Here is a 14,378-nt window from a genome sequence, read left to right as displayed (position 1 = left end):
GCGATTCAGCCGCGCGCCGGGCCCCGCGCCCCGCGACGGGGCGTCTCGTGAAGCATGTCCGCCGTCACGGCATGCGGTAGCCCATCCCCCGTATCGTCTCCAGGCGTTCGGCGCCCAGCTTCCGTCGCAGCGCCCGCACATAGACGTCCACGATGTTGGAGCCCGGGTCGAAGTCGTAGCCCCAGACATGGGACAGGATCTGCTCGCGCGAGAGCACCTGGCCGGGGTGGCGCAGGAACATCTCCAGCAGCACGAACTCACGCGCCGTCAGGTCCACGGTCCGCTCGTCCGCCCGTGCGCGGCGCGTGCGCAGGTCGAGGCTGAGGCTGCCGCTGCGCAGCATGGTGACCTCCGGTGCGCGCGCCGCCGTACGCAGCCGGAGCCGGACCCTCGCCAGCAGTTCCTCGAAGCGGAACGGCTTGGTCATCCAGTCGTCGGCGCCGCCTTCGAGGCCGGCCACGGTGTCGCGTACGGAGTCCCTGGCCGTCAGCACGATGACGGGCAGCGTGACGCGCGCCTCGCGCATCTCCCGCAGAACGGTGAATCCGTCCCGCCCCGGCAGGCCGATGTCGAGGAGCACCAGGTCGAACCCGCCGGACACGGCGTGGTGGAGCGCCGTGTCGCCGTCGTCGGCGACGACGGTGGTGAAGCCGTTGGCACGGAGCCCCTTCTCGACGAAGGAGGCGATCCGTTCTTCGTCCTCGGCGATGAGAATGCGATTCATGAGTCGGTCTCCAGAATGAGTACGAAGGTGGCACCGCCGCCGTCGGTACGGCGCAGTTCGACCCGTCCGTGGTGGCCTTCCGCGATCGCTTTGACGATGGCCAGTCCGAGTCCGGCGCCACTGGTGCGCGCGCCCCGGCGGGCCGTACCGCGCCGGAACCGCTCGAAGATCACGTCGGCGTCCTGCGGCGGAATGCCGGGGCCGTTGTCGGCGACGTACAGCTCGATCCGCTCGCCGTGCGTCTGCGAACCGATCCGTATGCGCTGACCGGGCACTGTGTGCTGGACGGCGTTCTGGGCGAGCTGGACCATCGCCTGAGTGATCCGCTGCGGGTCCAGCGGTGCCTCACGGTCGGCGACCGTGTCGAGCAGCCACTCCCGCTCGCCGAGCGTCCTGGCCTTGACGAAGACGTCGGCGGTCAGCTCCGCGAGCTGGACCGGTTCCGGTCGGACGAAGTCGGGCCGCTCGGCTCGGGCGAGCAGGAGCAGGTCCTCGACGATGCGGCTCATCCGGTCGAGTTCGTCCGTTACGAGACGTATCGTCTCCTCCCGGTCGGCCGGATCGTCGCCCATCAGTTCCAGATGCCCGCGCACGATGGTGATGGGCGTACGCAGCTCGTGCCCCGCGTCGTCGACGAACACCCGCTGCGCGGCGAACGCCTGATCCAGCCGGTCGAGCATTCCGTTGAACGTCTCGGCGAGCGCCGCGATGTCGTCCCGCCCCTCCACCGGGATACGCCGGGTGAGATCACGCTCGGTCAGCTCGGCGGCGGTCTTCCGTACGAGGCGGACGGGCGCCAGGATGTGGCCGGCGACGGCCCAGCCGATGCCGCTCGCCAGGATCAGCGCCATGCCCGACAGGGCCAGCAGCGTCCAGAACGTCTTGTCGGCGACGGCCCGTTCACGGTCCGTGTGGAAGGCGACGATCAGGGCGCCGGGAGGCTCGTCGCCGAGCGGCCGGATGGTGACCTTGGCCCAGCGCAGTTCCCCCTGCGAGCGGTGCAGCGTGCCGGAGGACTCCTTGGCCGCCACGATGCGGGTGAGCGACTTGCCGTCTCGCCACAGGGCGATGTGGTCGGGGATGTCGCGGCGCTGTCTGACGATGTCGGACCGGCTCGCGGAGGACCGGGGCAGGCCCAGCAGTTCCTCGTCCCGGTCGGCGTACTGGCGTTGCAGGAAGGTCTGGAGCAGCTTGCGCGAATCACCGAAACTGCGGCCGGTGTCCGGGTCCACGCCCTGGACCACGAAGTTCGCGAACTCGCCCGTCTCCTGGGACAGCAACTGGCTGATGCGGTGTTCCACGTCCCGGTGGAGGATCGAACGCACCGTAACGGCCACGGCGCCCAGGGACACCGTCATCACCACCAGCAGCCACAGCAGGATCCGCACACGGGCGGAGATCCTCGGAACGTCAACCGTCATCACCGAAGTCGTCGTCATCGTCGTCACCGTCGCCGGCCGACGGCCCCGGAACGACGGTGCCACCGGGTGTCGCGCCCGGCGAACCGGTGGGCGTGCCGGTGGGTGAACCCGTGGGCGAGGAGCCGGGTCCGGTGCTCCCCCGGTCGCCCGGTGTGCCGCTCTGCGAATCACTCGGCGTGTTGTCGAGCTGTACACCGGGGGGCACCTTGGGTGCCTCGGGACTGTCGGTCATAGCGTAGCTGGTCGCGGCGATACCGAGCGGGATGACGACGACCGCCGCCAGGGCCGCCAGACGTGGTGAGAAAGCCATGTCTCCATCGTGGTGAGCTGGGCGATCGGCAGCATGAAGCCGGGATGAGGATTTCTTCATGCCGGCCCCGGACCCCGCGCGCTCCGCCCGACTCAGCGCACACGGATGACGGCGATACCGCCCTTGACGGCGAGCGCCACTCGGGTGCCGTCCGGGTGGACGGCGGCGACGGGCGAGGGCTCGGAGCCGTACGAACTCAGTCGCCGTGACATGGCCGGCTCCGGCCACTGTCCGACCGGGCCGTCACACGGGGGCGCGTTCCCGGAGCCGGCTGAGCAGTTGGTCGCCGATGCGGGCGACCTCCGGCTTGTACGGCGTGTCGGAGAGCACGAAGTGGGTGATGCCGAGTTCGCCGTACTTGCGCAGGGCGGCGGCCACTTCGTCCGGGGAGCCGACCAGCCAGGTGGTCCCGGCGCCCCCGCCGCCGACCCGGCCGGGGGTGGTGTAGAGGCAGGAGTCCAGCACCTCACCGCGTTCCGCGAGGTCGTGAAGGCGCTGCTGGCCGACGGCCCGACGGCGCCCGCTGTCCATCGTCGAATCACGGGGGCCACCGGCCAGCTTGGCCACCTTCGCCTCGGCGTCGCGCCAGGCCTCCTCGTTCGTGTCGCGGACCAGCGTCGTGACGCGCAGGCCGAACTCCAGCGGTGCGTGGGTACGTCCGAGGGTTTGGCTCAGCTTCCTGAGACGGTCGATCCGCTCGGCCACGCCGTCGAGCGGTTCTCCCCAGAAGAGCTGGACGTCGGCCTCGGTGGCCGAAACCGCCTCCGCCGCCGCCGAGGCGCCGCCGAAGTAGAGCCTCGGGGTCCGGCCGTTCTCGGCGTCGTACGGCCGTGGGCTCACCGTCGAGTCCTCGACTTGGAAGAACTCGCCCCGGAAGGCGACCTTCTCCTCCGTCCAGAGCCGGCGTACGAGTTGGAGGAATTCCCGTGTGCGGTCGTACCGGCGGGCCGGGTCGCTCTCGCCGTCGCCGTACGCCCCGGCGTTGTCGAGTCCGCTGACGATATTGACCAACAGGCGTCCCCCACTGAGCCGGTCGAGCGTGGCGGCGGCGCTCGCGAAGTGCGCGGGCTGCCAGTATCCGGGCCGTATCGCCACCAGCGGTTTGAACGTGGTGGTACGGGCGGCCAGCGCGGTGGCCAGGGTGAAGGTGTCCGGCCGGCCCCACCCCGTACCGATGAGGGCGCCGCCCCAGCCGTGGTCCTCGGCGGCTCGGGCGATCTCGGTGGAGAAGCCGAGCGTGCCCCACCCGTCGGTCGTGTCGTCACCTCGGTGGCCGGACTCGACGGTGTTGGGGATGTACCAGAGGTATTCGTCGCTCATGTCAGTACTCCGATTCGCTGTCGAGCGGGGTGAGTTGTTCACCGCACACGCCGCACGCGGGCAGCACGTGGCAGCCGAACGCGGCAACCCCCGGTGGAGCGCGGGGCGATGGAAGAAGAAAAGAAGAAGGAAGGGGGAAGGAAGGATGAAGAGGCGACGAACGTCGCGCGATCTCAGAGGTGAACTCGGTGCCGCGCGCGGCGCGAGGAAGCGCGACTACGCGTCAGGCGGCGCTCAGAGACAGAGCGCGCTGGCCGACCGCAGAAGGTCGACGTGAATGCGCGTGACAAGACTGACACCTGGATGCACGATGCAAAGGTAAGCGAAGCGAAGGACCCTGGCAATGCGCGAAGTCGCCGGGGGGGGCGCAGCGCTGTCGCGACCGGGTTGTTGCACGGTTGTTGCGCCTGGTGGCGAGGACGGGGAAGGAAAGTCGATACGCTCCCGGTTGACTTCGGGGCATCGGCAGGAGCCGAACTGCCGTTAACAGGGGATGATTCATCATGACCAGTACACCTTCCGCCAACCTCTTCAAACCGCTTGAGGAAGGCGACCCTGCCGTCGTCGGCGGATATCGCCTCGCGGCCGTCCTCGGTACCGGCGGCATGGGAAAGGTGTATCTGTCCTACACACCGGGCGGGCGGCCCATCGCACTCAAGGTGATCAGGCCCGAGTTCAGCGAGGACCCCGAGTTCCGGCGGCGCTTCCAGCGGGAGGTCCAGGCCGCGCAGCGGGTGCAGGGTCTGTACACCGCGCCGGTCATCGACTCCGACACCGACGGCTCACAGCCCTGGCTGGCCACGGCGTACGTGCCGGGTCCCTCTCTCGCGCACGCCGTCGCCCAGCACGGCGCGCTGCCGCTGCGGAGCGTGCTGCTGCTGTCCGTCGGCGTCGCCGAGGCGCTGCATGTCATCCACGGCGCGGGCATCGTCCACCGCGACCTGAAGCCCGCCAACGTGCTCCTCGCCTCCGACGGCCCCCGCGTGATCGACTTCGGCATCGCCCGAGCCGCCGACACCACCGCGCTCACCGGCACCGGGGTCAGCGTGGGCACCCCGTCGTTCATGGCACCCGAACAGGCGTCGGCCGGTACGGTCAGCCCCGCCACCGACATCTTCGCCCTCGGCCAGATCGCAGCCTTCGCGGCGATCGGTTCGCCGGCGTACGGCGAGGGGTCGTCGCACGCGGTGCTCTACCGGATCGTGCACGAGGATCCCGACCTCAGCCGGGTGCCCACCGAGCTGCTGCCGCTGGTGACCCGCTGTCTGACCCGCGACCCGGACGGCCGGCCGAGCCTGACGGAGATCATCGAGCTGTGCCACGAGATCTCACCCGTCGCGCTGCGCCAGGGCGAGGACTGGCTGCCGCAGGCAGTCGCCGGATCGATCACCGAGCGGCTGCGGCTGCCCGAACCGGCGAAGACGCCGCCGCCGATGCCCGGCGTGGCGCCGACGCCGACCCAGTTCGCGCCGCAGCACCCGCCGACGCAGTTCGCGCCGCAGAATCCGGCACCGGGAGCGGTGAACCCGTATGCGCCGACCGGGTTCTCCCCGGCCGCCGCCGCGCCGACGCAGAGCGCGCCGGGCGTGCCCGGCCCGGTGCCGCCGCCCGGCCACCCGATGCAGCCCACGCCTCCGCCGGGCCACCAGACCCGGCCGATCGGCTACCACCCCGCGCCGCCCGTCGTCCACGCTCCCTATGTGCCCCCTCGGCAGCCCAAGTCGAAGCGGACGGGGCTGATCGTCGCCGCGTCGGTCGTGGGCGCGATCGTCGTCCTCGGGGTCATCGGCTCCCTGCTGCCGGACGGCTCCAGTAATGACGACGCGTCCAACTCGCCCGGCGGCAGCGGCAGCAGCGCCAGTAGCGGCAGTAGCGGCAGTAGCGGCAGCAACAATTCGGACAGCGGCGAGGGGAATAAGCGGCCGGACCCGAAGCCCGCCACGTACAAGGGCATCGACGTGTCGGAGAACTACGTGGTCATGCTCGCCGACAACCCCCCAAAGCCGAAACAGGGGGACGATCTCTACGGCGGCCGGGACTTGTACTACTACTCCGACCAAACGTTCACGGACGACCATATCGCCTCCGACAACGGAAAGTTCGTCCTGCTGAACAACTCGCAGAAGGGCTCCCTGGAGACCTGCCGTACCGAGACCCGCTATACGGAGAAGATCACCCTCGACCAGGTCAGCGACGGATCGCAGTTCTGCGTGCTCAGTGATGCGGGCCACATCGCGGTGGCGACGTACCGCGGCCAGGCGGAGACGGGCGACTCGACCTACCTCACCTTCGACTTGACGATCTGGCGCAACGCGGAGGACCCCAAGGAAGACTAGGTGCACGGCACGGCTTGCGCCGGACGGGTGAGCGGGTCGGCGGCATCGGCTCGGCATGCTGCGGGGCAGGCCTCGGCGCCGTATTGGTGGCCTCTTCGGGCAGCTGACGCGGAGGCGGGTAACGGGGTGTCGACGACCGAGCCGGTGCGTCCAGGGCGCGCCCAGTGGGGTGCGCTGATCCTTTTCGCCGGGGCCTCGGGCGCGGTGGACGTGCTCGCGTTCACCGCGCTGGGGCGGGTCTTCGCGGGCGTGATGACCGGCAATCTCGTGCTACTGGGTCTCGCGCTGACGGGGACCGGCGACGAGGGCGGACCGGCCGTGCCGCTGCTGGCACTGACGGGCTATGTCGCGGGGGTCGCCGTCGTGGCGCCGTTCACCGGGCGACTGCCGGAACCATCGGAGACGCGCTGGCCCCGCGCGGTGGTGCACTGGCTCGCCGTCGAGGTCGTGGTCCTGGTGGCGGTCGCCGTCGCCTGGGGCGTGGCGGGCGGGGCGCCCGCGCAGCCGTGGCGCGATGTCGTGCTCGTCGCGGTGGCCGCCGCGATGGGCATTCAGTCCGCCGCGCTGGCCGGGGCGGGCGCGGCCGGCGGGCCGGGAACGTACTTCACCGGCACCCTCACCCACCTGGTCGTCGGCGCCAGCGGGCCACGGGGCGTCGGCCGCGCGGACCTGGGCCCCCTGGCCCGGCTTCTCGCACTGACCGCCGGCGCGGCCGGCGCCGCGCTGGTGTACTCGGCCTCGGCAGCCTGGGCGATGGTCGTACCGCTGCTCTGGGCCTTGGCGGCACTGGCGTGCGTGGCCGTCATCCCCCGGCGCGGTGCGCTCCGGCTCTTGGCGGTGAAACTACGGGTGAAGCCCGGCCGAAACGCGTCCTGACCGCCGGGATCCTGTGGTGGCATGGTCCGATGACGGACGACACCGCGGACACGGGCACTCCGGTCATCAAGTACCGCCCACCCGGAATTTTCCGGGCCTTGGTGACTCTGCTGTGCGGCGGGGGCGGGATACTGGTCGTCGTCTCGCCCTTTCTCGTGGACGGTCTCCCGCTGCTGATCGTCCTCAGCGTGGCCGCCCTGCTCTCGCCGGTCTTCCTCGGGGTCGTCGCGCTGTGGCGGTGCGGGACGGTGGTGTACGAAGACCGGCTGGTGGCACGGCAGTTGTTCCGTACGTGGCGCATCGCCTGGCGGGACGTGCTGGCCCTGGCCCCGGAAAAGACCCCCAACTCGTCCCGCACGACGGCCCTCACCGGCGACGGCATGCTGGTCCCGCTGCTGTTCGTCGGTGCCGCGCCGACCGACGTCGGGCGCTTGACCGGGCTGTGGGAGCGCGGACGTGGTGACACCGGGCGGCGCGCGCAGCTCAAGCCTTGGCCACCGACTTCTCCGGCTCGGCGGCGCTCGCGTCTGTCTTCTCCAGGCCGCCGGTGACCGTGCGCACGGATGGGATGACGGCCGCGATCGCGGCGGAGACCAGGGCGACGCCGCAGCCGATGAGCAGGCCCGTACGGAAGCCGCTCTCGGAGGTGATGGCGAAGCCACCGAAGTCGGTCGTCATCTGGGAGAGGACCAGGCCGATCACCGCGGCGCCGATCGACGTGCCGAGCGAGCGCATGAGGGTGTTGAAGCTGTTCGCCGCGGCGGTCTCGGAGAGCGGGACGGAGCTCATGATGAGCGCCGGCATCGAACCGTACGCGAGGCCCACACCGCTGTTGATCACCATGATGGCCAGCATGATTCCCCATGCCGACCCCATCAGCGCGATGGACAGTCCGTAGCCCGCGGCGATGACCAGGACCCCGCTGAGGAGGGTGAGCTTCGGGCCGTGGGCGTTGGTCAGTCTGCCGCCCAGCGGGGAGACGATCATCATCATGATGCCGCCAGGTGCCATCCACAGGCCGGAGGCGAGGATCGACTCCCCCAGACCGTAGCCGGTGGCCTCCGGGAACTGGAGCAGCTGCGGCATCACCAGCATGCTGGAGTACATCGCGAACCCGACGAAGATCGACGCGATGTTGGTGAGGAGGACCCGGGGGCGGGCCGTGGTGCGCAGGTCCACCAGCGGGTCGGTCGTACGGAGTTCCCACGCGCCCCAGCCGACCAGGAGCACGACGGCGGCGGCGAACAGACCGAGCGTGGTCCCCGAACTCCAGCCCCAGTCGGCGCCCTTGGAGATCGCCAGCAGCAGACTGACCAGACCGGCGCCGAGGGTGAGCGCACCGGGCGCGTCGAACCGCTGGCCCTTGGCGCTGGCCGGCACGCTCGGGATCAGGAACCAGATCAGAGCGGCGATGATCGTGGCCAGAACGGCGGAGCCCCAGAAGAGCACCCGCCAGTTCGCGTACTGCGCGACCGCTGCGGCGATCGGCAGGCCGAGGCCGCCGCCGATGCCCATGGACGCGCTCACCAGCGCGATGGACGAGCTGAGCTTCTCCGTCGGAACGACGTCACGCAGCAGGGCGATGCCCAGCGGCACCATGCCCATACCCATGCCCTGGAGGCCGCGCCCGATGATCATCGGGATGACGGAGGACGAGAGAGCGCAGACCACCGAGCCCAGGATGAGTGGCACCGAGCAGATGAGGAGCATGCGGCGCTTGCCGATCAGGTCGCCCAGCCGGCCGACGACCGGCACGCAGACCGCCGCCACGAGGAGGGTCGTCGTGATCACCCAAGTGGCGTTCGACGCCGAGGTGTTGAGGATCTTCGGCAGGTCCGCGATGAGCGGGGTGACCAGTGTCTGCATGATCGCGGCCGTGGTGCCGGCGAGCGCCAGCGTGGCGACCACACCGCCCGAGCGGGACGCGAGCTGTGGGGCATCCATGAAAAGGGACTCCTAGGACTGTCCAACCTGAAACGAACATGTGCATCATACATATCGTGTGCATCTCGCACGTTACATGCATGATGCATAATCATGAGAAGATGATGTCCGGGCCGTTCCGTCGTGGTGCGAGAATGGCCCGGCGAGAGAGGCAGGAGGCGACACAGGGATGGCAGGGGCCACGCACGAGGTCGAGTACGAGCAGATGCTGCTCGGCCGCCACACGTTCTTGAACCAGAAAGGCGGACGCCGCAAAGACGCCCTCCTGGACCGCAGCGCCTACATCCTCCTCAGCCGCATTCGTCTGCAGGGGCCGATGTCGATCGGTGAACTCAGCGACGCCTTCGGGCTCGACGCCTCCACCCTGAACCGGCAGACGGCCGCGGCCATGCGCGCGGGCCTCGTGGAACGCATCCCGGATCCCGACGGCGGTATGGCCCGCAAGTTCCGCATCACGGACGAGGGCGCACGCGTGCTGGACGAGGAGCGGGAGGGCATCGTCCGGTCGCTGGACCGGGTGATGGCCGACTGGCCGGAAGAGGACATCGCCGCGTTCGCCGCGTATCTGAAGCGGTTCAACACCGACATCGAACGGCTCGGCGGAAGGCCATGGCCCCGCCACTAGTCGGCCTCGGGCCGCGCGCTCCACGTGGTGCGTTCGTTTATCGCGGGCTCCTACCCTGACACCGATCCCCCGGCCGCCTTCGCGGAGCCCGGCGCCAACATGCAGGTCGTCCCCGGCCCTGCCAACGGCATGCTCACTCTCGGCCCCGACCTCAAGGTCGTCCGCCGTACGGTCGGCGTGGAGCCGTGGCGCGACCTGCTGTGCGGGCTGGTGAGTCAGCCCTGTCCCATCAGGAACGGGACCGTTACCTGGAGGGGTTGGACGTGGAGGCGCCCTGCCGCTGAACGACGCGATTCTCCCACCCGCCCCTCGTCGAGCGAGGGTTGTTCGGCATGATGTTCGGCCATGGGACGTCAGCCGGTGGGCATGAACGACCAGGAACCTCCCGTCAACCACGGTTGACGGGCATCTCACACGTGGAAGCACAAGCGAGGGATCGATGACGACGTTGTTCAGCGGGCGTATAACGCGGGTGGTCCTGGCGGCCCTGGCAGGCTGCGGGGCAGGCGTCGCCCTCCACGCGATCAGCCGAGCCGACACCAGCTACGCGTTCGCCATCGTCGGCGCCATCGTCGGCGTGGTGGTGGCTCTCGCGGCGGAATTCTACCGAAGGACAGCGAGGCTGACCGAGGTAAGGATCACCGTGCCCCAACTGAGCGAGCTGACCTTCGTGGTGAACAACGACGCCCAGCAGGTGGCGTGGCAGTTGTTCGTGGAGTCGGTCACCCGAACCTCCACCCAGCGCCTCGGTGACGACGAAGGACTGATCCGCGAAGCTCTCACTTCTCTCTACGGCCTGTTCGCCACCACACGCGACACCCTCAAAGCCAGCCGCCCGTCCACGCTGAGCGAGGGCTTCACCGTGGAGAACCTGGCGGTGACCCTGCTCAATCGTGAGCTCCGCCCGTTCCTCTCCAAGTGGCACCCACTGCTGCGGGAGTTCGAGAACGCGAACCCCGACCAGCCGGAGTCCGCCTGGCCACGCGCGGCGGAATGTCGCGGTGAACTGCGCCAGTTGCAGGCAGCCACGCGCGAGTACGTCCTCGCGTTCGCGAAGCTCGCGGGCGTACAGGATCCGCACATCATGCTGGGGACTGAATCCGGGTCCTGAGGCCAACCGCTCGCATGTCTTCCACTGAGCGGCTGAGCCCCTGAATCTCCGAACTGTCCATCACCCGGATGGAGTAATCCGGCGAGGGCGGCGAGCACCGCTCCGGCGCCTGGATGCCGTGTCCGACTCGTAAAGGTGCGTGTCACACGTCATGGTTGCCGGAGTGGAACCGGATACGCCGGCCCGACGAAGGAGCGCTTCGATGGCCACCTGGACCAAGGACGAACTCAACAAGATCGAGCACACGGACGAACTGGAGATCGCCCCTCTGGGCAGCGACAACACACCACGCGAGTCGACGACCATCTGGGTGGTCCGCGACGGCGACGACCTGCACGTGCGTGCCGTCCGTGGGCGGCACGGCACCTGGTACCGCGCCGCCACCGCCCGGCACGAGGGGCACATCAGCTCCGGCGGTGTGGACAAGGACGTCACCTTCGTCGAGGAGGACGACCCGGCCGTCAACGACCGGATCGACAACGCCTACCGCACCAAGTACGCCCACTACAGCCACACGTATGTCGACCCCGTCGTCGCCGACGACGCCCGCGGCGCGACCCTCCGGCTCGTCCCCCGCTGACAAGGACCCCGAATGACCACCATCGCCATCGTCGGAGCAGGCACGGGTCTGGGCGGCGCGGTCGCGCGCCGGTTCGGCCGTGAGGGCTTCGACGTCGCCCTCCTGTCCCGTACCAAGGAGCACGTCGACGCCCTCGCCGCCGACCTCGGCGGTGAGGGCGTGAACGCGCGCGGTTTCGCCGCCGACGTGCACGACCCGGCCGCTCTCGCCGCCGCCCTGGACGCCGCCGCCTCGGACCTCGGGCCGGTGGAGGTCCTGCAGTACAGCCCCATCCCGCGCCAGGACTTCATGAAGCCGGTCCTGGAGACCGGCCCGGCCGACATCGAGGGCCCGCTGGCGTTCTCCGTCGTCGGACCGATGACGGCCGTCCGGCAGGTTCTTCCCGGCATGCGCTCCCTCGGGCGCGGCACGCTGCTGTTCATCAACGGCGGCAGCGCTGTCCAGCCCCATCCCGAGCGGGCCGGCACCTCGATCGCCTTCGCGGCCGAGAGCGCCTACGCGCAGATGCTGCACGACGTCCTCGCCGGCGATCGCATCCACGCGGCGCAGCTGATCATTCCGGGCGCGATCACCCCCGGCCATCCCCGCAAGGACCCGGCGGTGCTCGCCGACACGCTCTGGGCGATGCACCGGGACCGCGCGGAGTTCCGGCGCTACGCCGAACCCCTGGAGAGCTGACCCGCCCACCGGCGGCTTCAGCTCCGCGGGCAAGCCGTTCACGCCCGCTTGTCGCCCGGCTGGGGCCCGCGGTGGCGGACTACCCGCCCGGTTCGGTGTTCGGCCCCAGGGACGCGGGAACGTACGAGTTCGTCTGGCTGCTGCACGGCAGTGCCCGCTGGGTCTGCGGCGACCTGACCGTCCCGCTGACGCTCAGCGCACTGCTGCTCGTACGGCCCGGTATGCGCGACACCTTCCACTGGGACACCCACCGGCCCACCCGGCACGCTTACACGCACTTCCGGCTGCGCTCCGGCGCGCGAGGCGGCGCGGAAGCGCCCGACGACACGGGCTGGCCGGTCGTCCGGGATCTGACGGGGCGCGGCGACCCGATGGCCGCGCTCTGCCAGTACCTCCTGACACTCGGCGCGACGCGCCCGCCGACCTGGGAACGGCACGCCGAGGAGACCCTGCGGCTGCTGCTTCTCATCTTCGCGTCCGGCCCCGGCGACGGAACCGGCGCGCACACGCTCCCCGAACCGCTGGTCGCGATGATGGCCGCGGTCCGCGCCCACTGGTCCGACGGAGTGGCCCGGCCGCTGGCCCTGGGGCGGCTGGCGCGGGCGGCAGGGATCTCGGAGAGCACGCTGTGCCGTATCTGCCGGCGACAGCTCGGTGTCAGCCCCGTCGAAGGCATCGAACGGCTCCGCCTGGCGAGGGCCGAGCCGCTGCTGTGGCTGAGCAACCTCTCGCTGCGGGCCATAGCGGTCCAATGCGGCTTCGCCGACGCGTACCACTTCTCGCGCCGCTTCCGCGCGGTCTACGGAATGTCGCCGAGCGCCTTCCGAACGGTCCCGCAGGAGTCCGCACCGCCGTCGCCGCTCGCGGGCGGCGCCCTGTCCGCACTCCAGGCGCTGGCGCCACCGTCCCACGGGGGCTTACCTCCGGGGTAATCGACCGGTCCCCCTTCCCCCTGTGAGGATCGGTCACACCGACGGGAGCCTCCGCCGGATCCGGTGCAGCAGCGAGGAGAGCGCAATGCCCGTCAAGTTCACCGCCACGAGTTCCGTCGCCGAGGACACGCGGGCCGTCGTTCGGGAGTTCCTTACCGCCCGCGTGGCCGGGGACACCGGTCGGCTCCTCGAACTCTTCTCCGACGAGGTCGACTGGCTGCTCGCCGAGAACCCCACCGTTCCGTGGATCCGCCCACGCTCCACCGCGGCCGAATGCGCCGCCCAGTTCACGGAGTTGATGGAACACACCGTGCCGGAGGACGCACGTGCCTCCGTCGACACGTTCCTCGTCGACGGCACCGACGCCGTCCTGACGGGGCACCTGTCGGGGACAGTACGCGCGACGGGAAAGTCCTTCGAGGGCCCGTTCGCGCTGCGCCTCACCGTCGAGAACGGCCGGATCACCCGGCATCACCTGTACGAGAACAGCCTCTCGATCGCAGAGGCCTGCGCCCCGTAAAGGCGGGGGCAAAGGGTGAGGGGCAACAACACGGCATCGGGGCGCCCGAGATCGAAGTCGGCGACGGAGACATGGATGCTGGGCCACTGCACCACAGCCCGGCCGGAGCCGGACCGCCGGGATTCGAACCCGGGTCCCCTTTTGGAAGAAAGAAGTATCCGTCACCTGCGCACCGGACGCCCCGATGCTTGTGCCCCCCGAGATCAAAACGGCGTGCGGCGTGATTTCACCCTATGAAGTAGCCGCGGCCCACGCACCGGGAGGTGCTGCTCATGAATTCATGGATCCGTTCCGTAAGGTCAACTCGCGCCTTTCGGACCGGACTTGAATGACCATAGCCGACGCCCGCCGGCCGGCTCATCCGAATTTCACGGCCGGTCCGGCGGGCGCCCCGTACTTCTGGTCGCCGGGGGTGTCGTCGAGATGGCGGCTCCACAGGCAGTTCGGCGCGGCTAGTACTCCAGCGGTAGTTCGCTATCGTGGCTGGTCAGGTGCCTCTTTCCGAGTGTAGCGAGCTGACGGCCCGTCATGTTGCGGCAGTTCGTGACCGGCGGTTCGGCGTGTCCGTTGTCATGGTTGTGGAAGAGACGGAACTGGTTGCAGAGTGGGCGGCTGAACTGGAAGAGCTGCTGTTGCGGGTGGGGCGGCGGTTCAGTCGGGCGGACCTTCGGTGGCGGATGCGGGCCTATGTGCGCGGCCTGCTGGGTTCGGTAAGCCGTAAGAACGGCTGGCAACTCGCCGAATTCGCAGGTCACAGCACACCGGACGGGCTTCAGAACCTGCTGAACCGTGCACGCTGGGACGCGGAGGAGCTCCGCGACGACCTGCAGGAGTACGTCGCCGAGAAGCTCGGCGACGAAGACGGCACCCTGATCATCGACGACACCGGGTTCATCAAGAAGGGCGTCACCTCGGCCGGTGTCCAGCGGCAGTACTCGGGCACTGCGGGCCGGACGGAGAATTGCCAGATTGGCGTGTTCGCCGCCTACGCCTCGGCCAAC

16 protein-coding genes and 1 tRNA gene are annotated in these 14,378 nt (G+C 69.7%); 10 read left to right on the top strand and 7 right to left on the bottom strand.

The window, feature by feature from the left end; all coding sequences use genetic code 11:
- Positions 1 to 64 precede the first annotated feature (64 nt).
- The 5 genes from ACIBLA_RS19585 to ACIBLA_RS19565 all read right to left on the bottom strand — a co-directional run bounded on the left by ACIBLA_RS19585 (position 65) and on the right by ACIBLA_RS19565 (position 4,084).
- Complete coding sequence (locus ACIBLA_RS19585) at positions 65 to 724, bottom strand: response regulator transcription factor (RefSeq protein WP_363242590.1); 660 nt, start codon at positions 722 to 724, stop codon at positions 65 to 67.
- Positions 721 to 2,163, bottom strand: a complete 1,443-nt coding sequence (locus ACIBLA_RS19580; RefSeq protein WP_363242589.1) for an ATP-binding protein — start codon at positions 2,161 to 2,163, stop codon at positions 721 to 723. Before ACIBLA_RS19580 ends, ACIBLA_RS19585 begins: the two co-directional genes overlap by 4 nt.
- Complete coding sequence (locus ACIBLA_RS19575) at positions 2,135 to 2,455, bottom strand: small hydrophilic protein (RefSeq protein ID WP_363242588.1); 321 nt, start codon at positions 2,453 to 2,455, stop codon at positions 2,135 to 2,137. The genes ACIBLA_RS19580 and ACIBLA_RS19575 overlap by 29 nt, the downstream gene beginning before the upstream one ends.
- Positions 2,456 to 2,698: 243 nt before the next feature.
- Positions 2,699 to 3,775: an LLM class flavin-dependent oxidoreductase gene (locus tag ACIBLA_RS19570; protein WP_363242587.1), complete on the bottom strand. Its 1,077-nt coding sequence runs from the start codon at positions 3,773 to 3,775 to the stop codon at positions 2,699 to 2,701.
- A gap of 234 nt (positions 3,776 to 4,009) precedes the next feature.
- On the bottom strand, positions 4,010 to 4,084 hold the full coding sequence (locus ACIBLA_RS19565; protein ID WP_363242677.1) for a putative leader peptide: 75 nt from the start codon (positions 4,082 to 4,084) through the stop codon (positions 4,010 to 4,012).
- A gap of 194 nt (positions 4,085 to 4,278) precedes the next feature.
- Here ACIBLA_RS19565 and ACIBLA_RS19560 point away from each other — a divergent pair, with 194 nt between their 5' ends.
- The 3 genes from ACIBLA_RS19560 (at position 4,279) to ACIBLA_RS19550 (ending at position 7,538) form a co-directional block, all read left to right on the top strand.
- Positions 4,279 to 6,111: a serine/threonine protein kinase gene (locus ACIBLA_RS19560; RefSeq protein ID WP_399199286.1), complete on the top strand. Its 1,833-nt coding sequence runs from the start codon at positions 4,279 to 4,281 to the stop codon at positions 6,109 to 6,111.
- A gap of 126 nt (positions 6,112 to 6,237) precedes the next feature.
- A complete protein-coding gene (locus ACIBLA_RS19555; protein WP_363242584.1) occupies positions 6,238 to 6,987 on the top strand; it encodes a YoaK family protein in 750 nt (249 codons plus the stop codon).
- A gap of 29 nt (positions 6,988 to 7,016) precedes the next feature.
- The gene (locus ACIBLA_RS19550; RefSeq protein WP_363242583.1) at positions 7,017 to 7,538 is read left to right on the top strand and encodes a hypothetical protein; all 522 of its coding nucleotides are present in this window, start codon (positions 7,017 to 7,019) and stop codon (positions 7,536 to 7,538) included.
- Here the strand turns inward: ACIBLA_RS19550 and ACIBLA_RS19545 are convergent.
- Entirely contained in the window at positions 7,471 to 8,931 is a 1,461-nt protein-coding gene (locus tag ACIBLA_RS19545; protein ID WP_363242582.1) for an MFS transporter, read from the bottom strand. The genes ACIBLA_RS19550 and ACIBLA_RS19545 overlap by 68 nt on opposite strands.
- 169 nt (positions 8,932 to 9,100) lie before the next feature.
- On the opposite strand from ACIBLA_RS19545, the gene ACIBLA_RS19540 reads away from it, so the two are divergent.
- The 6 genes from ACIBLA_RS19540 (at position 9,101) to ACIBLA_RS19515 (ending at position 13,377) form a co-directional block, all read left to right on the top strand.
- Positions 9,101 to 9,556: a MarR family transcriptional regulator gene (locus ACIBLA_RS19540; RefSeq protein ID WP_363242581.1), complete on the top strand. Its 456-nt coding sequence runs from the start codon at positions 9,101 to 9,103 to the stop codon at positions 9,554 to 9,556.
- Between the two features lie 439 nt (positions 9,557 to 9,995).
- Positions 9,996 to 10,667: a hypothetical protein gene (locus tag ACIBLA_RS19535; protein ID WP_363242580.1), complete on the top strand. Its 672-nt coding sequence runs from the start codon at positions 9,996 to 9,998 to the stop codon at positions 10,665 to 10,667.
- Positions 10,668 to 10,869: 202 nt separating this feature from the next.
- Positions 10,870 to 11,247 (top strand): DUF2255 family protein, encoded by a 378-nt coding sequence (locus ACIBLA_RS19530; RefSeq protein ID WP_363242579.1) that lies wholly within the window; start codon positions 10,870 to 10,872, stop codon positions 11,245 to 11,247.
- Between the two features lie 12 nt (positions 11,248 to 11,259).
- Positions 11,260 to 11,925: an SDR family NAD(P)-dependent oxidoreductase gene (locus tag ACIBLA_RS19525; RefSeq protein WP_363242578.1), complete on the top strand. Its 666-nt coding sequence runs from the start codon at positions 11,260 to 11,262 to the stop codon at positions 11,923 to 11,925.
- Positions 11,926 to 11,996: 71 nt separating this feature from the next.
- Positions 11,997 to 12,857: a helix-turn-helix transcriptional regulator gene (locus tag ACIBLA_RS19520; protein ID WP_363242577.1), complete on the top strand. Its 861-nt coding sequence runs from the start codon at positions 11,997 to 11,999 to the stop codon at positions 12,855 to 12,857.
- An 85-nt stretch (positions 12,858 to 12,942) separates the two neighbouring features.
- A complete protein-coding gene (locus ACIBLA_RS19515) occupies positions 12,943 to 13,377 on the top strand; it encodes a nuclear transport factor 2 family protein (protein WP_363242576.1) in 435 nt (144 codons plus the stop codon).
- A 108-nt stretch (positions 13,378 to 13,485) separates the two neighbouring features.
- Here ACIBLA_RS19515 and ACIBLA_RS19510 read toward each other — a convergent pair.
- A tRNA-Gly gene (locus ACIBLA_RS19510) sits at positions 13,486 to 13,561 on the bottom strand.
- 388 nt (positions 13,562 to 13,949) lie between these two features.
- Between ACIBLA_RS19510 and ACIBLA_RS19505 the strand changes: the two genes are divergently transcribed.
- Positions 13,950 to 14,378: transposase (locus ACIBLA_RS19505; RefSeq protein ID WP_399199353.1), on the top strand; the 429-nt coding region annotated here is incomplete at its 3' end.

Origin of the sequence: Streptomyces sp. NPDC050433 (assembly GCF_044458565.1) — a bacterium.
Classification (GTDB): domain Bacteria; phylum Actinomycetota; class Actinomycetes; order Streptomycetales; family Streptomycetaceae; genus Streptomyces.
This window is presented reverse-complemented; position numbering and strand designations above follow the sequence as displayed.